We start from the raw sequence: 18,772 nt of genomic DNA, 5'->3' as shown, positions 1-18,772 counted from the left end.
GTCTCTCCGCGCCCCGCGCGCGTCGCGCGCGGTCCCCGGAACGGCCCGACGAAAGGTCCTGCATTGGCATGGACCTGACCTTGCGCTCTGGCTAAGCTCGGACCAACCCAGATGAGAGCGCTCTCAGACCGCGGCTGTTCCACCCATCTGTTCCACCCCACCTTGTTGGAACGACGAAGGGCAACTCCCGTGAGACGCAGCAGAATCAGGCACCTCGGCCTGGCCGGCCTCCTCGTGCTCGGCAGCCTGACCGCCGTCGGCACGCTGCCGGCCTCGGCGGCCGACTCCCCCATCGACTCCGCCACCTCCGCCACTTCCGCCGCTTCTTCCACTTCTTCCGAGGAACCGGCCTCCGCCGGTCTTCTGGACGCCATGCAGCGCGACTTCGGCCTCACCCGGGCCGAGGCGGAGGACCGGCTCGCGGCCGAGCGCCGCGCCACCGACCTGGCGCCCACGGCCCGCCGGGCCGCCAAGGACGCCTTCGGCGGCTCCTGGTTCGACGCCGATCGCGGGCGGCTCACCGTGGCCGTCACCTCGGACGCCGCCCCCGCGACGGTCCGGGCCGTCGGCGCGACCGGCGCGCACGTCCGCGCCGTCGAGCACAGCGCACGTCAGCTCGACGCGGCCAAGACCCGCATCGACCGCCTGGACGCACCCGCCGGTGTCAGCGGCTGGCACGTCGACCCGGCCGCCAACTCGGTGGTCGTCAGCGTGGTGGAGGGCGAGCGCGACGACAACGATGTCCGGCGTTTCGTGGGCCTGGCCCGCGAGGCCGGCCCCGTCACGGTGCGTACGGTCCCGTCGGCCCCGCGGACCCTCGCGGCGGGCACCGTCGGCGGCGACCCGTACTACACCGGCAACGTACGCTGCTCCATCGGCTTCTCGGTGCACGGCGGGTTCGTCACCGCGGGGCACTGCGGCGGTGCGGGAGGGGCGGTCCGCGGCTGGGACGGCTCGCACATCGGAACGTTCCAGGGCTCGTCGTTCCCGGGCAACGACTACGCCTGGGTCAGCGTGGGCAGCGGCTGGTGGACGGTGCCGGTCGTGCTCGGCTGGGGCGCCATTCCCGACCGGCTGGTGCGCGGCTCGAACGAGGCACCCGTCGGCGCCTCGATCTGCCGCTCCGGCTCCACCACCCACTGGCACTGCGGCACCGTCCTGGCCAAGAACGAGACGGTCAACTACAGCCAGGGCGCGGTGCACCAGATGACCAAGACCAGCGTCTGCGCCGAGGGCGGCGACTCCGGCGGCTCCTTCATCAGCGGTGACCAGGCGCAGGGCGTCACCTCGGGCGGCTGGGGCAACTGCTCCAGCGGCGGGGAGACCTGGTTCCAGCCCCTCAACGAGATCCTGAACCGCTACGGGCTGACGCTGCACACCGCCTGACCCGGGGCGGCGGGGAGGGCTTCGCCGGGTGCCCGGCGGGGCCCTCCCCGCTGACCGCCGGACGCGTGGGCCGGTCGGACGCCGGTCAGAAGTCGCCCGGCCGGGCACCCGGCTCCGGTGCGTCGGGGCCGGTCGCCGTGGTCAGCCGGCGGTAGGCGGCCCGCGCGTGGACCAGGCGGGCCAGTGCCGTGCCGACGAGGGCCGCGCCGAGCAGACAGCCCAGCCAGACCGCGTCCCGCCGGCCGGCCCACGTCAGCGTGCCGGCCGGCGGGATGGCGAAGCCGTTGAGGGACAGCCAGCACAGGACGGCCGTTCCGGGGGCGGCCGTGAAGCGGGCACAGAGCCCGAGCAGGGCCGCCAGCAGGGAGAGCACGGCCAGCGCGAGTCCCGGCCGGCCCGAGCCCACGGTGCCGTTGAGGAGCGCCACCAGGGCGAGGGCGCCGCCGAAGGCTCCCGCCCACACCAGGGGATCCGAGACCGGCCGGGGGACGGGCCTGGCTCCGCTGCCCAGGGGCACCCACTCGATCATGCTGACGGCTCCTTCCGGTCCCGGACGGTTCCGACCACGGCATCGGACACCGACCCTGCGGGCAGATTGTCCCACCGGGGCACCGAGTGGCGTACCGGCCGGGGACCTGACCGGGGCTCACCGAAGACCTCCCGTACCGGCTGTACCGGACGTACCGGCCGCCGTCCGCGACCGCTCCCGTACCGTCGGGCCCCCTCCCCGGCCCTACCGCTCGGCGTCCGCGGGCTCCGAAGCCGAGGACGAAGCCGCAGCCGAGGACGAAGCCCGGGACGCGGTGGCGGCCGACGGTTCGCCCGCCACCGCGTCCCCGTCGGGCCGGCCGGCCGGCGCCGTGGCGGGCTTCCCCGCCCCGGGGAGCAGCTTCCCGGCGGCCCGCAGGGCACCTCCGAGCACGTGCGCCTGTCCCGCGACGATGGGACCGAGGACGGCGAGGACGAGGACGTATCCGGCGATGAAGGGAGCGAGCCTCCCGTCTAGTCCCGCGCCCGCGGCCATGGCGGCCAGGATCAGCGCGAACTCCCCGCGGGCCACCAGGGTGGTGGCGATCTCCGCGGCCTGCTCGGAGCCGTAGCGGTAGACCCGGGCGACGCACAGCCCGGCGATGACGTTCATGACGACGGTCAGGGCCGCCGCCGCGGCGACCGGGCCGGCGACGGAGGCGATGTCGCCGGGGTCGATGGCGAGTCCGAAGGCGAAGAAGAAGATCGCCGCGAAGGCGTCCCGCAGCGGGTGCACCAGTTCGCGGATCCGTGGTCCGGAGGGGGTGCCCGCGAGGATCAGCCCGACCATGAAGGCACCGATGGCGTCGGCGACGCCGAGGACCTCGGAGACACCGGCGACGAGCACCGCGGCCCCGAGGAAGCTGATGACGAGCAGTTCGTTGTCCCGGGTCGCGATCAGGCGGCCCACGAGCCGGGTGCCGTAGCGGGCGGCGGCGGCCAGCACCAGCAGGAAGCCGAAGGCCTTGCCGGCCTGCAGGGCGATGTCCCAGGCGCCGTGGGCGCCCGAGATGATCGGCTGGAGGGCGGCGAGATACAGCGCGAGGAAGATGTCCTCCACGACGATGACACCGAGGATCAGACGGGTCTCCGGGCGGCCGATCCGGCCCAGGTCGATGAGGATCTTGGTGACGATCGCGGAGGAGGAGATGCCGAGCACGCCGGCGAGTACCAGTGCCTCCCGCACGCCCCAGCCGAGGACGAACCCGAAGGCGAGCCCGGCGCCGACGTTGAGCAGCAGGTAGACGCCTCCCGCGGTCAGCAGCCGTTTGCCGCCGGCCTTCAGGTCGTCGAGGTGGAACTCCAGGCCCAGGTAGAAGAGCAGCAGCACCAGTCCGAGCGCGGAGAGCATCTCGAAGTCGTGCGCGTCCTCCACCAGGACGAAGCCGGGGGTGTGCGGGCCGAGCAGGATGCCGGCGAGCATGAACAGGGGGATGGTCGGAAGTCCGATTCTGCCGCCGAGGCGGGCGAGGAACGCGGCGGCCAGAAAGGCGCCGCCCATGGCGAGCAGGGTGTCAGCGTGTCCCACGGGTCACCGCCTTCGACCGCGCGGAGGGTCGGGTGGGCTTCACTGGCCAGGGATGGATGCGCATTCTCCTTCGTCTGTGACACGTCATCTGTCGTACGACCGGACGCCTTCGACCGGCCGGTGCCATGACACCGCTCCCGGACCGGAGCGCGGAGCGGGGCCGCGGAGTGCACGGGCGGGCGCCCGGACCGGACCGCGGAGCGCGCGGACGGACAGCAGCCCGGAACCGGGCCGCGTCCACGGCACTACGCCACGATGACCACCGGCCGCCTCGGCACTCGGGGTGCGGACAGCACACCCGGAACAGACCACGCGGCAACGCCCGCGCAGCGGGCGAGATGGGGCTTCCTGCAACGATCCCCGGCCCTCGAAAAGCCCCCGGGGCGCGGCGTCACTCCAGGGTCACACGCCGGGCCGGTGCGGGGATATCGGGGACGACACCCATAGTCTCCGGTGGCCGACACCCATCATCGGCCAGGGACGCGCGCCGCTCCGCGGCCGAGAAGTACCGCTGTACGGCGAGGAAGGTCCCCGCTCCACGGCGAAGAAAGTACCCGCCGCCGCACGGCGCGGAAGGCCCCCGCCGCACGGCGAGGAAGGGCGCGCCGCGGCGCCCGCCGACCGCCCCACGTCGTCCGCCCCGCCGCGGGATGCGACGGGGCGGACGACCTCGCGGACGGTCCGTCAGCACGGCGTGGCTGCCATCAACTTCTCGAACGAAGCCATGCAGTCCGGGCAGTGACGTGCCCGTTCGCCGTCGGATGCCTCAATACGTTCGCGGAGTCGCTGTCCGCACAGGGTGGCCGCGGCCTGTTTGGCCATCACATGCCACACCAACGCTCCGCCCGCCTTCTCCGGGCCCACGCACATTTCGTACATGATCGGCCTCCCAGCCTGGACGCCGCTGACACTCTCCAGGAGACACCGGATCGGCCGTCACCAGTAGCGTGCGGGGGCCATTCGGGTGACGGCCGCTTCGTCCCTCCGAGGAGACGACGCACCCGGACGGATAGAAACGATCAGCCAACCGGCCCTACCTGGGTGGGCGCGTGACGTGGCGTCGGCGCGGGCGGCCGGGGTTCGGGTGCTCTGGTCGGATGGCGACACAGACCGAACCGATCACGTCCCTCCCGGCGGCGGAACGCCGCGGCTGGGGGCGGGTGATCGTCTCCTGGCTGACCACGACCGATCACAAGCGGATCGGCCATCTGTACCTCATCACGTCGTTCGGATTCTTCCTGATCGCCGGGGTGCTGGCGATGCTGATCCGGGCGGAGCTGGCCCGCCCCGGGCTGCAGGTGCTCTCCAACGAGCAGTACAACCAGGCCTTCACGATGCACGGCACGATCATGCTGCTGCTGTTCGCCACCCCGACCTTCGCCGGGTTCGCGAACGCCGTCATGCCGTTGCAGATCGGCGCCCCGGACGTGGCCTTCCCGCGGCTGAACATGCTGTCGTACTGGCTGTTCCTCTTCGGCGGGCTGATCGTGCTCGCCGGCTTCCTCACCCCGCAGGGCGCCGCGGACTTCGGCTGGACCGCCTACACACCGCTGAGCGGCCCGCTCCACGCGCCCTACCTCGGTGGTGACCTGTGGATCATGGGGCTGGCGCTGGCCGGGTTCGGCACCATCCTCGGGTCGGTCAACTTCATCACCACGATCATCTGCATGCGCGCACCCGGCCTGACCATCTTCCGCATGCCGATCTTCGTCTGGAACGTGCTGCTCACCTCGGTCCTCGTACTGCTGGCCTTCCCGGTGCTGGCCGCGGCACTGCTGGTACTGGAGGCGGACCGGCACTTCGGCTCACTGGTGTTCGCCCCGGAGAACGGCGGGGCGATCCTGTGGCAGCACCTGTTCTGGTTCTTCGGCCACCCCGAGGTGTACATCCTCGCGCTGCCGTTCTTCGGGGTGGTCACCGAGATCATCCCGGTCTTCGCCCGTAAGCCGGTCTTCGGCTACATGGGGCTGGTCGGTGCCACCATCGCCATCGCCGGGCTGTCGGCCACCGTCTGGGCGCACCACATGTTCGCCACCGGTGCCGTGCTGCTGCCGTTCTTCTCGTTCCTGACGTATCTCATCGCCGTCCCCACCGGCGTGAAGTTCTTCAACTGGATCGGCACGATGTGGAAGGGGTCCCTCTCCTTCGAGCCGCCGATGCTGTGGGCGGCCGGCTTCCTGGTGACCTTCCTCTTCGGCGGTCTGACCGGGGTGATCCTCGGTTCGCCGCCGCTGGACTGGCACGTCACCGACTCGTACTTCGTCGTGGCGCACTTCCACTACGTCCTGTTCGGCACGATCGTGTTCGCGATGTTCGGCGGATTCAGCTTCTGGTGGCCGAAGATGACGGGCCGCATGCTCGACCACCGGCTGGAGAAGGCGCACTTCTGGACGCTGTTCGTGGGCTTCCACACCACGTTCCTGGTGCAGCACTGGCTCGGTGTGGAGGGCATGCCGCGCCGGTACGCCGACTACCTGGCCGTCGACGGCTTCACGGCCCTCAACACCCTTTCCTCCGTCGGCGCGTTCCTGCTGGGGCTGTCCACGCTGCCGTTCCTGTACAACGTGTGGAAGACCGCCAGGTACGGCCGGCCGGTAGGGGTCGACGACCCGTGGGGGTACGGGCGTTCACTGGAGTGGGCGACCTCCTGCCCCCCGCCGCGCCACAACTTCCACGCGCTGCCGCGTGTGCGCTCCGAGTCGCCGGCCTTCGACCTCAACCACCCCGAACTCGTCCGGTTCGACCAGGCGGAGCAGACGGGGCGGCGGGACGCCGTGGAGCCGGGGCGGGGGCAGGGACACAAGGGCGACCGTTAGTACCGGCCGGCACCGGCTGGTAGCGGCCCGCGTCAGGGTGCGTGTACGCCGGTGACGGCGAAGCCGCTGCGCGGGCGGGTCGGGATGCGGCGCAGCGGGATGCGCAGGTCCTGCTCGGGGACCGTGTACTCCAGGCGGGCCAGCCGCACGGCAAGGGACTCCAGCAGGCCCACGGTGACGCGCTCGCCGGGGCAGCGGTGTCCGGTGGCCGGGTCGCCGCCGCCCTGCGGGATCAGCTCGTCGGGGTCGGCGGGCCGCTCCAGGAACCGCTCCGGCCGGAAGGTGTACGGGTCGCCCCAGAGCTTCTCGTCGTGGTTCTGGCCGTAGACGTCGAGCAGCAGGATCCCGCCGGCCGGGACGGACTCGCCGTGCCAGGTCAGCTCCGTGACGGTCCGGCCGCCGAGGAACGGGGCGAACGGGTAGAAGCGCCGGACCTCGTGGGCGAAGGCCGTGGCGAACGCGCCGTCACCGGCGCGCAGCCGCTCCCGGTGGGCCGGCCACCGGTGCAGGGCGTGGGCGGCGAAGGCCACGAACCAGCTCACGGCGGCCGTGGGGCGCAGCACGTTCAGCAGTTCCACCGCCGCGGTCCGGGCGTCCAGCGGTTCGTCCGGGTCGTCGTGGTGCCGGCAGACCCGGTCGAGCACCGAGTCCGCGGGGGCGGAGACCTTTCCGCGCCGCACGTCCTCGATCAGGCGTGCCATGCGCGCCTCCTGCCGGGCACGGGCGCGGCGGGCCCGCAAATGGCGCGGTCCCGGGGTGGCGAAGCCGTCGACCATCGCGATCAGGTCCCGCGCCAGGGGCTCCGCGTCGACGACCTGGTGCGGGAGTCCGGCCCAGCGGCAGACTCCGCGGGTGAGCACCACGCCGGCCTCGTCGAACAGCACGACGCGGGGGCGCTCGCTCCAGGAGCGTACGGCCTCGTCCCAGGCCGCGGTGACGTGCTCGGTGAGGCCGGCCACGCGATCGGGGTCGAGCAGCGGCAGGAACAGTTCCTTGCGGATGCGGTGGGCGTCCCCGTCGAGGGTGTGGACCGCGCCCTGGCCGAACAGGGTGTCGAGCACGGGCGCGGGGATGGCGCCGTGGCGGTGGACGTGTCCCTCGTCGTAGAAGAAGCGCACGGCCTCCGGACCGCGCACGGCCAGCGCGGGCCTGCCGAGCAGCCGGGTGCGCAGCACGGCGTCGGCGCTGTCGCGCATGCGGTCGGGCAGCCAGGCGTACCCCTCGGTGAGCAGCGGCAACGTGCGGTCCATCAGGGGGCGTCGGTGTGCGTCCATGGCCGCCGAGTGCCCTGGGCCGCCGCGCGGACACCCGGGCCTGTCCCGCCTGGTCGGGCGGGACGGGCTCGGCGCCGTCGACGCCCCGTCGCCGTCCCGTCGTCCCCACGTCGTCGTCGCCCCGTCGTCGGGGATCCGTCGTCGGGGTGAGGCTTCATGGGCGGGGTACTCCGTCCTCCCGTGAGGGTCCGCCCCGAGCGGCCGGGCCCGACTCCCCGTGCTCCCGGACAGGATCGGACCGCCCTTATGCCCCCGTCTCCGTCCCCGTCTCCGTCCCCGTCTCCCTCCTCGTCCCCCTCCCCGGACGACTCCCTGCGGATCCACTTCGTCGGCAACGCGACCGTGCTGCTCCAGTACCGGGGGCTGAGCCTGCTCACCGATCCGAACTTCCTCCACCGCGGCGAGCGCGCCTACCTCGGGCACGGCCTGGTGAGCCGCCGCCTGACCGAGCCCGCGCTCGAACCCGGCGAGCTGCCGGAGCTCGACGCCGTGCTGCTGTCGCATCTGCACGGCGACCACTGGGACCGCAGGGCCCGGCGGCAGCTGCCACGGTCGCTGCCGATCGTCACCACCCCGCACGCCTCCCGCAGACTGCAGGGCCTGTACGGGTTCCACCGGGCCGTGGGGCTGCGCACCTGGCAGGTGGAGACCGTGCGGCACGCGGACGCGCAGGCGCGCGTCACGGCGCTGCCCGGCCGGCACGCCGGACATCCCGCCCTGCGGCGCCTGCTGCCGCCGGTGATGGGCAGCCTGCTGGAGTTCGGCCCGGCCGACGGCCCTGCGCGGCTCCGGCTCTACGTGTCCGGTGACACGCTGCTCTTCGACGGCCTGGACGAGATCGCCCGGCGCTTTCCCGGACTGGACCTGGCCGTGCTGCATCTCGGCGGCACGACGCTGCCGGGCGGTTTCGTGGTGACCATGGACGGGTGCCAGGGCGCGGAACTGGCCCGGCGCCTCGACCCCCGGCTGATCCTCCCGGTGCACTACGACGACTACACCGTCTTCCGCTCCCCGCTCGACGCCTTCCTGGCCGAGGCCGACCGGAAGGGGCTCGCGGACCGGATCGTGCACTGCCGGCACGGTCAGCGAGCCGTCTTCCACCCGGACGGCGGGCCACCCGTCGTGACGTAGCCGGCGCCTGCCCGCCTGTCGTTATGCGGCGGACGCCGCCGAGGATGCGCCCGACGGGTCAGTACAGCTTGTTGACGGCCTTGACCGTGGTGGCCCTGAAGTCGGCCACCTGAGCGTGCGCGAAGGTGCCCATCTGCCCCCACAGCACGACGGTCACGGTCCTGCCGTCCCGGCCCACGGAGAACAGGCCGATGTCGGAGGCGCCCCACTCGGCGACCGTGTGGACGCCGTAGACGTGCGCGCCCTCCTCCACGTTCAGCCGGCCGTAGTACTTCTGTGTGGCGGTGATGTCGGGGTACCGCTCCATCATCTTCCGCGCGCAGCCGGCGAGGCCGTCACGGAGCAGCGCGGCCAGCTTCCCGGCCCGTCGCGGGCTGCGCTCGACGACCGTGACCTGGAGGGCGCCGGTGTCGTACTCGGTCCAGTACCGGCGGTGGGAGGCGGTGGACGGCAGCGCCTCGCCGACGCACATCGGCAGCGGGTCCGGCTGCCCGGCGGTGACCGGTCCGGCGTGCCAGTCGGACGTGGCGTGCGGTGGCAGTTCGGCCGGCTCCAGGAAGGCGGGCGGGCCGGGGCGCGGCGTCGCCGCGGTCGCCGGGACCGTGGCCGCGGCGATCGCGGCGCCGACCGCCAGCGCGGTCACCGTGGCGCGGGCCCCTCGGTTGTGGACGTACATGTTTCCCCCATGCCGGTTCGTCGGTATCGGTCGTCCTTTTCCCCGTACGACCTGTACGACCCGACATGAGGGCGAAGGGTTGCCCTTGTCCCCGCGAATTCACCCGGCCGCGTTGTCGGTGCGCATCCGCACCTGCTCCTCCAGGCGCCGCAGGCTGCCGTCGAGGGCGTCGGCCACCGCCTGCTGCCCCGGGTCGTGTCCCTCGTCGAAGAACGACAGGTGCACCGTCACCTCACTGGCCCCGCTGTCGAGTCCGGCGACCTGCAGCCAGCCCGCGTAGCTGCCCTGGTCGCGGGTGCCCCATTCGAGCCGCATCTGTTCGGGCCGGGCGCTCAGCAGCGCGGAGGTGTCCTGGTCGGTGCGGTCCTCGTGCACGGTGACGGCGGGCGGGTCCTCGGGCTCCACGTGCAGGTCCCGGGGCAGCCAGGTGTCCAGCTGTCCGACGTTCGCGGCCTGGTCGAAGACCTGCTCGGGATGGGCGGGCATGGTGCGGGAACGCTCGTACTCGGTCATGCGGCACCACTCCTTCGCGCTCGGTGTCGTACGACGTGACGCGTGCCCTGTCTGCCCGGACCGAAGCGCCCGGCGAGAGATCCGCTCCACGGGCGAGGCTCGGCGGGCGAGGCTCGGCGGGCGGTGCCAGACTGCTGCGCAACGTGTCCCGTCCCGACGGGTTTCTCGACGAGGGGAGACGAGGTGTCGACGCCAGAGACGAGCGACGCGCTGCTGTACGAGTTCCTCGCCGATCCCGCCCATCTGACGCTGGACCTGGCGGCAGCCCTGGACCGGTGCACCAAGGCGCTGGGTCTTGAGCACGCCGCGGTCTACCTGGTCGATCTGCAGCAGCGGCATCTAGTGCCGCAGACCGACGTGGCGTCGGTCATCCCCGTCGACGGTTCGCTGGCGGGCTGGGCCTACCGGACGCAGGCGCTGCGCGTAGAGGAGTCCGACTCGGGCGGCGTCACGGCGTGGCTGCCCCTGGTGGACGGTGCCGAGCGGCTCGGGGTTCTGGCGCTGCACTCGTCCGCGCTCACCTCCGCCATCCTGATCCGCGGGCGGGCGCTGGCCTCGCTGCTGGCCATGATGATCACCTCGAAGCGGGCCTTCGAGGACTCCTTCGTGCGGCACACCCGCACCGAGCCCATGCACCTCCCCTCCGAGATGCTCCGCGCGTTCCTGCCGCCGCGCACCATCGGCAACGATCACGTCGTGTCGACGGCCGTCCTCGAACCGGCCTACGAGCTCGGCGGCGACGCCTTCGACCACTCGCTCACCCGAACGACACTGCACGTCTCGGTCATCGACTCCATGGGTCACGACCTCGCCTCGGGTCTGACCAGCGCGGTGGCGCTGGCCGCCTGCCGCAACGCCCGGCGCAACGGTGCCGATCTCCCCACGCTCGTGGAGGTCGTCGACGAGGCGCTCGCCCGCTGGCTGCCGGATCAGTACTGCACCTCTGTACTCGCCCAGCTGGAGTTCGAGACCGGCCTGCTGCGCTGGAGCAACTGCGGCCATCCCGCGCCGCTGCTCATCCGCGGCGAGCAGTTGATGGTCGATGCCCTGGAGCGGGAAGCCGATCCGCCGATGGGCGCGCCTGCCTATCTCTCCCCCGAGCCGCGCCGGACGCACGAGACCCGGCTGGAGCCCGGTGACCGGGTGCTGATGTACACCGACGGGGTCACCGAGGCGCGCACCCGGGAGGAGAAGCTGTTCGGGCTCAAACGGTTCGCGGACTACGTCATCCGGGCAACGGCCGGCGGCGAGCTGGCCCCGGAGACGCTGCGGCGCCTGATCCACTCGATTCTGGACTCGCAGGCCGGCGGGCAGCTGCGGGACGACGCGACGATCCTGATGTTCGAGTGGCAGCCGCCGGTCCACTGACGTCCCCGTCGCTCGGTCGACGCCCCGTCGGGGGCGGGCGGATCAGATCCGGTGCCCCCGCGCACGCAGCCAGTCGTGCACGATGTCCCTGTCCGACGGGGTGATCCGGACGGGGCCCGCCACGTAGGGGCCCTCGTCCTCGGTGAATCCGGTGTCCGTGATCCTCGCGGTGACCCAGGTGGCCAGGTCCTGGGCGGCCCGCTCGGACAGGGCGCCCCGTTCCCAGCCGGTGCGGGCCTCGTGGGCCGCGTCCCGGTCGTGGTGCCCGGTCTCCGCCAGCCAAGCCGCCACCAGCCGTTCCACGGTCTCAGCCCGGTGGTCCCCGGGCTGAGACCGGCGATCCTCGGGCTGAGACCGGCGATCCCCGGGCTCGGTCGGGTGATCCACGGGCTCCCCCGGGTGACCCCCCGGCCCGGTCCGCTGCCGCTCCTGCTTGTCGTTCATGCCGTCCGAGTGCCCGGAATCCTCCCCGCGCCTCGCCTTCCTCCCCTTCGGAGCGGCCTTCGTGTCGGCGGTACCGCGCCGGGTACCCGGAACTCCAGGGGAGGACCGGCCCGACACGATCGCTCCGGTTCTCGTCGGACCGATCGAAGGGGACAGCCCGGGAAGGGGACAGCGATGACGCAGCCCGCCGACGACCGCGCTCTCGAGCAGCGCGCCGGCGTTTCCGAGCTCCGTCTGGCAGCGGGGGACCCCCGACTCGTCCCCCAGAACGACGCGCGCCACGAAGACCTCCCGCTCGACCGCAATCAGGCGATCCTGCAGGCGGCCAAGCAGGTGGGTTCGATCCTGAAGAAGGAGGAGCACCCATTCGCGCTGGCCGGCAGCGTCGCCGTGTACGCGCACGGCGGCACCCAGAACCTCCAGCACGACGTCGACTTCTGCATCCGGCCCGAGGACGCGGAGGCCGTCGCCTCGACGCTGCGCGACGCGGGCCTGGCGGTGTACACGCCTCCAGAGGACTGGCTGCTGAAGGCGAACTGCCTGGGACAGCAGGTCGACCTCATCTTCGAGCTGGCGCACGAGCCCGTCACGGAGCAGCTGCTGGCACGGGCCCAGGATCTCTCGGTCGACTCGGTGCTCATGCCGGTCCTGTCACCGACCGACCTGCTGCGCGGTCTGCTGGCCGCCTTCTCGGAGCACCACTGCGACTTCGGGGCGGTACTGCCGATCGCCCGCACGTTGCGGGAGAAGATCGACTGGGACGAGCTGCGCCGCGACTGCGGGGACGCCCCGATGCCCGCCGCGTTCTTCTTCATCCTCGAACGGCTGGAGATCATCTCCCCGGCCCCTCCGGAGAACTCCGCGAACTCCATGAACTCCGCGAACTCCGCGAACTCCGTCAAGGAGGAGCAGTGATGAGCGACCCCGTCGCACACCAGGGCCCCGCGGCGAGCGACACCGCTTCCGCGGCCGGGAACGTCGAGTACCGCGTGGCCCACCTGCACGACCGGCTCGCCGCGGAGGAGCTCGGCGAGCTCGGCGTACGGGCCGAGATCCGGGCCGGCGCCATCGTGATCACCGGCACGGTGCCCTCCGCCCAGTGCCGCGAGACCCTCCTGCGCGTCGCCCACGAGGAGCTGGCCGGGCTCACCGTGCACACCGACGTCCTGGTGGCGGAGACGACCGGACCCGACCACGCGGAGGAGCTGTGATGATCCGTGTCGCCGCCGTCGGAGACATCCACATGGGGCCCGACAGCCAGGGACTTCTGCGGCCCGCCTTCGAGACCCTGCCCGACTGTGCCGACCTGCTGCTGCTCGCCGGAGACCTCACCCGGCACGGCACCCCGGAGGAGGCGCGGGTGGTGGCGCGGGAAGTGCGTGACCTGCCGGTGCCGGTGGTGGCCGTCCTCGGCAACCACGACCACCACGACGAGCAGCCCGAGAAGGTCACCGCCCTCCTCCAGGACGCCGGGGTGAGAGTCCTGGAGGGCGAGGGGACCGTCGTGGAATGCGCCGGGACCCGGGTGGGCATCGCCGGGACCAAGGGGTTCGGCGGCGGCTTCGTCGGGCGCAGCGCGGGCGAGTTCGGCGAGCCGATCATGAAGGAGTTCGTGCGCACCACCCGCCGCTCGGCGGACAGCCTGCACGCGGCGCTGAAGGAGCTGAGCGACGAGGGCTGCGCGGCCCGGGTGGCGCTGACGCACTTCTCCCCCGTCGCCGACACGCTCGCCGGGGAGCCGTTGGAGATCCACCCGTTCCTCGGCAGCTATCTGCTGGCCGAGGCGATCGACACGGCCGGCGCGGACCTCGCCGTCCACGGCCACGCCCACCTGGGTTCGGAGCACGGAATGACGGCGGGCGGCGTCCGGGTGCGCAACGTGGCCCAGCCCGTCATACGCCGGGCCTTCAACGTCTACCGGCTGGGCGCCGCCTGACCGCCGCCCCGTGCGTCACGTCCGGCCGGTGTCCTCCGTGGTACGTCCGAGGCAGGTGACGTCCGCGGGGTCCAGGCCCGCCGCCTCGATCTCGTGGAAGCCCAGACGGTCGTAGAAGGCCCTGGCCGGTGTGTTGGCCGTGGCCATGACCAGGTGGACGGACGGCACGCCGCGTTCACGCAGCGCCTGCCAGAACGCGCGCATCAGCACCCGGCCGTGTCCGCAGCCCTGCCACTCGGGCAGCAGGTCGATGTGCAGATGGGCCGGGTACGCGGCCAGTTCGGGGACGATCATCCGCTCCGGGTCGTGCAGCAGTTTCGCCATGACCTCGTCCGGGGTGCCGGGCGGGCCGTCCGGCGCCGGGTAGCGGTCCGCGAAACGCGGCAGCCACTTGGCACGGAACTCCTCCGCGAAGCGCGGGGTGTCGGCCGTGCCGAGGATGTAGCCGACCGCCCGGCCGTCTCCGTCGTCCAGCACGAAGGCCAGGTCCGGATCCAGGTGGACGTAGGGAGCGGCGAAGATGGCGGGCAGGACGGCGGGGTCGGCGTACACGGGCCGGCTGTCCCGGCCGTTGTGCGCGGTGCGGACGCAGATGTCGTCGAGGGCCGGGGCGTCGGCGGGGCGGTACGGGCGTACGGCGGCAGTCGGGTTCACCTCGACATCCTGCCCCGCTGGGAGCGCTCCCACAAGTGGCCCGCGTCGATCCGCGGCGCCCGGGTACCCGGCGGCCGGCAGTGTGACGCACGTTGGTGGGAGGCCGGCAATGCAGGATTCCGCGGACCGGATCGCGCGGCCGTGGGGCGCGAGGGTGCCCTACGGCCGGCACGAGACCTGGCCGGCCCGGGTGGACACGTTCCTCGCGGACGGGGTGGAGCCCGAGGCGGTGGAGCGATGGGTGCAGTCGGCGTCGATCCTGCACTCCGACGGCGACGCCATGGACATCGCGGTGGCCGACGGCCGGATGGTGGGCGTACGGGGCCGGGACGTCGACCGGGTGAACCGGGGCCGGCTCGGTCCGAAGGACCTGTTCGGGTGGCAGGCGAACGCCTCCCGGGACCGGCTCACCCGGCCTCTGGTGCGGCGGGACGGGCGGCTGGTGGAGACGGACTGGGACACGGCGATGGACCTGGTGACCGCCCGCTCGCGCGAGCTCCTCGACGAGCGGGGCCCGGGCTCGATCGGCTTCTACACCTCCGGCCAGCTCTTCCTCGAGGAGTACTACACCCTCGCGGTCCTCGCCCGGGCCGGTATCGGCACCAACCACCTCGACGGCAACACCCGGCTGTGCACGTCGACGGCCGCGGAGGCGCTGAAGGAGACCTTCGGCTGCGACGGGCAGCCCGGCAGCTACGACGACTTCGACCACGCCGACGTGATCGCGCTGTTCGGCCACAACATCGCCGAGACCCAGCCCGTGCAGTGGATGCGCCTGCTGGACCGGCTGGAGGGGGCCGATCCACCCCGCCTGTTGTGCGTCGACCCCCGCCCCACGCGGGTCGCCCAGCACGCCGCCGTGCATCTCGCGCCCCGGGGCGGCACCAACGTCGCCCTGCTCAACGCGCTGCTGCACGAGACGATCCGGCACGAGAGGATCGACCGCGACTTCATCGCCGCGCACACCGTCGGCTTCGAGGAGCTGGCCGACCGCGTCGCCGACTGCACGCCCGAGTGGGCCGCCGACATCTGTGACGTCCCTGCCGCCCGGATCGAGGAGGCGGCCGAACTCGTCGGTATCACCGACGCGTTGGTCTCCACCGTCCTCCAGGGCGTCTACCAGTCCCACCAGGCCACCGCCGCCGCGGTGCAGATCAACAACCTGCACCTGATCCGCGGCATGCTGGGCCGCCCGGGCGCCGGCCTGCTTCAGATGAACGGCCAGCCCACCGCCCAGAACACCCGCGAGTGCGGTGCCAACGGCGACCTGCCAGGCTTTCGCAACTGGCAGAACGACGCCCATGTCGCCGACCTCGCGAAGGTGTGGAACGTCGAGCCGGAGACCATCCCGCACTTCGCGCCGCCCACGCACGCGATGCAGATGTACCGGTACGCCGAGCAGGGCTCGATCCGGATGCTGTGGATCAGCGGCACCAACCCCGCCGTCTCCCTGCCCGAACTCTCCCGCATCCGCTCGATCCTGACGCAGGAGCGGCTGTTCACAGTGGTGCAGGACATCTTCCTCACGGAGACGGCGCAACTGGCCGACGTGGTGCTGCCGGCCGCGACCTGGGGCGAGAAGACCGGCGCGCTCACCAACGCCGACCGCACGGTGCACCTGTCGGAGAAGGCGGTCGAACCACCCGGCGAGGCCAAACCCGACCTGGACATCTTCCTGGACTACGCGCGGCGCATGGACTTCCGGGACAAGGACGGCGGCCCGCTGATCACCTGGGACGATCCCGAGTCGGGGTTCGAGGCGTGGAAGCGGTGCAGCGCGGGCCGCCCCTGTGACTACACCGGCCTGTCCTACGCCAAGCTGCGCGACACCAGCGGCATCCAGTGGCCCTGCGACGAGTCGGCCCCCGAGGGCACGGCGCGGCTCTACACGGACGGCATCAGCTGGGCCCACCCGGACCTGTGCGAGAGCTACGGCAAGGATCTGGAGACCGGGGCGTCGCAGGAGGTCGTCGAGTACCGCTCCCTCAACCCCGACGGCAAGGCGGTACTGAAGGCCTCCGCCTACCGGCCGCCGCACGAGGAGCCGGACGAGGAGTACCCGTTCCAGCTCACCACGGGCCGGACGATCTACCACTTCCACACCCGTACGAAGACCGGGCGGGCGCCCCAGCTCCGCGACGCCGCCCCGGACGTGTGGGTGGAGATCTCCACCGCGGACGCGGACCGGCTCGGCCTCGGCGAGGGCGACCTGGTCGACGTGGCCGGCAAGCGCGGTGCACTGCGGGGGCGGCTGCGGGTGACCGGTATCCGGCCGGGGCTGCTGTTCGTGCCGTTCCACTACGGCTACTGGGACACCGAGGGCGGATCCGGTCCGGGTCCGGACGCTCCCGGGCGGGCTGCGAACGAGGCGACCGTCACGGACTGGGACCCGGCTTCCAAGCAGCCGTTGTTCAAGACGGCCACGGCCGCGCTCACCCTGGTCGAGCGCGGCGACGGCCGGCCGTCCCCGGCACCGACCACCACCGCGTCGGCACCGGCCGTCGCCGGCGTCGCGCGGCCCACCGCGGGCGGCTCGGCGGCGCACACGGCACAGACACCGACGGAGTTTCCGCACGGCCGTGAGGAAGGCGCCCGGTGAACGGCATCACCCTGACCCTGCGCACACTGCACCGAGGCGAACGGCGCCTGGCGCACGACCTGGTGACCGCCGCCGAGCGGCACCGCACCGAGCACGAGGTCCACCACGTCGCCACCGACCTCGCCGTCTGGTCGCGCGAACACGTCCGGCGGCTGGCGGAGGCCGCCACCCACCACGACGTGAAGCTGGGGGACCCGTCGGACCCCTCCTCGGACGGCGTCTTCGCGACGCTGCGGAAGAAGGCGTCCCAGGCGGTGGTGCACCGGCCCGAGGCGGGTCTGCTGCTCCTGCGCGACCTGCGGGAACTGCATGTCGCCGCCGCGGAGAACTCGCTGCACTGGGAGATGCTGGCCCAGGCCGCCCAGGCGTCCAGGGACAGCGAACTGCTGGGGCTCGTCTCCTCCTGCCATCCGCAGACGCTGCGCCAGATGCGCTGGACCAACACCATGATCAAGAACCTGTCGCCGCAGCTTCTGAACAGCCTGTGACCTGCGTGGAGCCCGCGCGACGCGGTACCCGCGAGCGTGGGTGCCGCGCCGGGCGCCGAATGGCGCGGCCCGGTGAGGGCACTCGATGATCCCAGTGGGCATCACGCCCCTGGCAACCCCCGCCCGTCCTCCGGTACCCCATGGAGAGCAGCGAGAGAGCGAGAGAACGTCATGAGTCTTTTGCGTATGGCCGGCCGTCCGATGCTCGCGTCGATGTTCGTCGCGGGCGGTCTCCAGTCCCTGCGCAGGCCCGAGGACGTGGCCCCGGCGGCGGAGCCGATCGTGCGGCCGGTGACCGACCGCGTGGCGGTGCTGCCGGACCGCACCGAACAACTCGTACGGCTCAACGGCGCCGTACAGGTGGCCGGCGGGATCATGCTCGGGCTGGGCCGCTGTCCGCGGCTGGCCGCGCTGGCCCTCGCGGCGACGCTGGTCCCCACCACGCTGGCGGCGCACCGCTACTGGGAGGCCGCGGACCCGTCCGACCGAGCCCAGCAGCGCATCCACTTCCTGAAGAACCTGTCCATGATGGGCGGGCTGCTGATCGCCGCCGACGACACCGGCAGTGCCCCCTCGCTGCTGTGGCGCGGCCGGCACGCCGCGCAGGACCTGCGGCACGACGCCCACTTGGTGCACCGCTCGGCCCGGGCCGCGGCCCGCCCCGCGGCGGCCGCGGGTGGCATCCGGGCCAAGCTGGGCAGCTGCTGAAGGGGGCGTTGGCCCACTGAGTGCGGGGGGGACCCGACGCTCGTGGCGGGTCGGTCCCGTAACCGCCACGACCTTTGAGGAGGTGGAGCATGGGACACGGAGGAAACGTCATCGACGAGCTGACGACCGATCACCGTGAGGTCGAGGAGCTCTTCGGCAGGATCGAGGCACTGCCGTCAGGTCACAAGGACCGCAAGCTGTACGCCGATCAGGCCACGATCGAGCTGATCCGGCATTCGGTGGCGGAGGAGGCGTATCTCTACCCGGCCGTCCGTGAGCACGTGGCGAACGGGGGCGCCCTCGCGGACAAGGAACTCGAGGACCACGCCGAGGCCGAGCAGATCATGAAGGACCTGGAGGGCTGTGCGTCGGACGACGCGGAGTTCGACCGTCTGATCGGCATGCTGATGAGTGAGATTCGCGAGCACGTCGCCGACGAGGAGGACAACCTCTTCCCGAGGCTCCGGGAGGCCTGCCCGCCGGACGCCCTGGACCAGTTGGGCGACAAGGTCCGTCAGGCGAAGAAGACGGCACCGACGCGACCGCACCCGTCCGCCCCGGACAAGCCCCCGATGAACAAGCTTCTGGCCCCCGGCGCGGGCATGGTCGACCGGGTGCGGGACGCTATGTCGGGGCGGGGCAAGCCCGGCTGAACGCGCCGCCGTCGACACCCCGGCCTCGCGTGAGGGGCCCGCCACCATGGCTGGTGGCGGGCCCCTCACG

18 protein-coding genes are annotated in these 18,772 nt (G+C 72.3%); 11 read left to right on the top strand and 7 right to left on the bottom strand.

What is annotated here, in order from left to right:
• The first annotated feature begins 189 nt into the window (after nucleotides 1-189).
• Nucleotides 190-1,386, top strand: coding sequence for a S1 family peptidase (locus QC283_RS35300; RefSeq protein WP_279565861.1), 1,197 nt, complete (start codon nucleotides 190-192; stop codon nucleotides 1,384-1,386).
• Nucleotides 1,387-1,471: 85 nt separating this feature from the next.
• On the opposite strand, the gene QC283_RS35295 is transcribed toward QC283_RS35300, so the two are convergent.
• Nucleotides 1,472-1,915, bottom strand: a complete 444-nt coding sequence (locus tag QC283_RS35295; RefSeq protein WP_279565860.1) for a hypothetical protein — start codon at nucleotides 1,913-1,915, stop codon at nucleotides 1,472-1,474.
• A 204-nt stretch (nucleotides 1,916-2,119) separates the two neighbouring features.
• Complete coding sequence (locus tag QC283_RS35290) at nucleotides 2,120-3,442, bottom strand: cation:proton antiporter (RefSeq protein WP_279565859.1); 1,323 nt, start codon at nucleotides 3,440-3,442, stop codon at nucleotides 2,120-2,122.
• 1,097 nt (nucleotides 3,443-4,539) lie between these two features.
• On the opposite strand from QC283_RS35290, the gene ctaD reads away from it, so the two are divergent.
• Entirely contained in the window at nucleotides 4,540-6,258 is a 1,719-nt protein-coding gene (gene ctaD, locus QC283_RS35285) for an aa3-type cytochrome oxidase subunit I (RefSeq protein ID WP_279565858.1), read from the top strand.
• Between the two features lie 32 nt (nucleotides 6,259-6,290).
• Here ctaD and QC283_RS35280 read toward each other — a convergent pair whose 3' ends face one another.
• A complete protein-coding gene (locus tag QC283_RS35280) occupies nucleotides 6,291-7,532 on the bottom strand; it encodes a cytochrome P450 (protein ID WP_279565857.1) in 1,242 nt (413 codons plus the stop codon).
• Between the two features lie 246 nt (nucleotides 7,533-7,778).
• On the opposite strand from QC283_RS35280, the gene QC283_RS35275 reads away from it, so the two are divergent.
• A complete protein-coding gene (locus QC283_RS35275; protein ID WP_279565856.1) occupies nucleotides 7,779-8,663 on the top strand; it encodes an MBL fold metallo-hydrolase in 885 nt (294 codons plus the stop codon).
• A gap of 58 nt (nucleotides 8,664-8,721) precedes the next feature.
• On the opposite strand, the gene QC283_RS35270 is transcribed toward QC283_RS35275, so the two are convergent.
• Both QC283_RS35270 and QC283_RS35265 read right to left on the bottom strand, forming a co-directional pair.
• The gene (locus tag QC283_RS35270) at nucleotides 8,722-9,339 is read right to left on the bottom strand and encodes a hypothetical protein (protein WP_279565855.1); all 618 of its coding nucleotides are present in this window, start codon (nucleotides 9,337-9,339) and stop codon (nucleotides 8,722-8,724) included.
• A gap of 99 nt (nucleotides 9,340-9,438) precedes the next feature.
• Entirely contained in the window at nucleotides 9,439-9,852 is a 414-nt protein-coding gene (locus tag QC283_RS35265) for an SRPBCC family protein (RefSeq protein WP_279565854.1), read from the bottom strand.
• Between the two features lie 183 nt (nucleotides 9,853-10,035).
• Between QC283_RS35265 and QC283_RS35260 the strand changes: the two genes are divergently transcribed.
• Nucleotides 10,036-11,220: a PP2C family protein-serine/threonine phosphatase gene (locus QC283_RS35260; protein WP_279565853.1), complete on the top strand. Its 1,185-nt coding sequence runs from the start codon at nucleotides 10,036-10,038 to the stop codon at nucleotides 11,218-11,220.
• Between the two features lie 42 nt (nucleotides 11,221-11,262).
• On the opposite strand, the gene QC283_RS35255 is transcribed toward QC283_RS35260, so the two are convergent.
• The gene (locus tag QC283_RS35255) at nucleotides 11,263-11,511 is read right to left on the bottom strand and encodes a hypothetical protein (RefSeq protein WP_279565852.1); all 249 of its coding nucleotides are present in this window, start codon (nucleotides 11,509-11,511) and stop codon (nucleotides 11,263-11,265) included.
• A gap of 327 nt (nucleotides 11,512-11,838) precedes the next feature.
• Here QC283_RS35255 and QC283_RS35250 point away from each other — a divergent pair, with 327 nt between their 5' ends.
• From QC283_RS35250 to QC283_RS35240, 3 genes are read left to right on the top strand one after another with little or no spacing between them, the layout of a single operon-like run.
• Nucleotides 11,839-12,579 (top strand): nucleotidyltransferase family protein, encoded by a 741-nt coding sequence (locus tag QC283_RS35250; protein ID WP_279565851.1) that lies wholly within the window; start codon nucleotides 11,839-11,841, stop codon nucleotides 12,577-12,579.
• On the top strand, nucleotides 12,579-12,875 hold the full coding sequence (locus QC283_RS35245; protein ID WP_279565850.1) for a BON domain-containing protein: 297 nt from the start codon (nucleotides 12,579-12,581) through the stop codon (nucleotides 12,873-12,875). Before QC283_RS35250 ends, QC283_RS35245 begins: the two co-directional genes overlap by 1 nt.
• Nucleotides 12,875-13,600, top strand: a complete 726-nt coding sequence (locus QC283_RS35240) for a metallophosphoesterase family protein (RefSeq protein WP_279565849.1) — start codon at nucleotides 12,875-12,877, stop codon at nucleotides 13,598-13,600. The genes QC283_RS35245 and QC283_RS35240 overlap by 1 nt, the downstream gene beginning before the upstream one ends.
• Nucleotides 13,601-13,615: 15 nt before the next feature.
• Here QC283_RS35240 and QC283_RS35235 read toward each other — a convergent pair whose 3' ends face one another.
• Complete coding sequence (locus tag QC283_RS35235) at nucleotides 13,616-14,254, bottom strand: GNAT family N-acetyltransferase (RefSeq protein ID WP_279565848.1); 639 nt, start codon at nucleotides 14,252-14,254, stop codon at nucleotides 13,616-13,618.
• A 109-nt stretch (nucleotides 14,255-14,363) separates the two neighbouring features.
• Here QC283_RS35235 and QC283_RS35230 point away from each other — a divergent pair, with 109 nt between their 5' ends.
• The 4 genes from QC283_RS35230 (at nucleotide 14,364) to QC283_RS35215 (ending at nucleotide 18,702) form a co-directional block, all read left to right on the top strand.
• Nucleotides 14,364-16,853, top strand: a complete 2,490-nt coding sequence (locus QC283_RS35230) for a molybdopterin oxidoreductase family protein (RefSeq protein ID WP_279565847.1) — start codon at nucleotides 14,364-14,366, stop codon at nucleotides 16,851-16,853.
• Complete coding sequence (locus tag QC283_RS35225) at nucleotides 16,850-17,341, top strand: hypothetical protein (protein ID WP_279565846.1); 492 nt, start codon at nucleotides 16,850-16,852, stop codon at nucleotides 17,339-17,341. The genes QC283_RS35230 and QC283_RS35225 overlap by 4 nt, the downstream gene beginning before the upstream one ends.
• 171 nt (nucleotides 17,342-17,512) lie before the next feature.
• Nucleotides 17,513-18,049, top strand: coding sequence for a DoxX family protein (locus QC283_RS35220; protein WP_279565845.1), 537 nt, complete (start codon nucleotides 17,513-17,515; stop codon nucleotides 18,047-18,049).
• 89 nt (nucleotides 18,050-18,138) lie between these two features.
• A complete protein-coding gene (locus QC283_RS35215; protein WP_279565844.1) occupies nucleotides 18,139-18,702 on the top strand; it encodes a hemerythrin domain-containing protein in 564 nt (187 codons plus the stop codon).
• The last annotated feature ends 70 nt before the right edge of the window (nucleotides 18,703-18,772 follow it).

The organism is Streptomyces sp. DH41, from assembly GCF_029813785.1.
Classification (GTDB): Bacteria; Actinomycetota; Actinomycetes; order Streptomycetales; family Streptomycetaceae; genus Streptomyces.
Note: the sequence above shows the minus strand (reverse complement) of the source record. Positions and strands in the feature narration are given on the sequence as shown.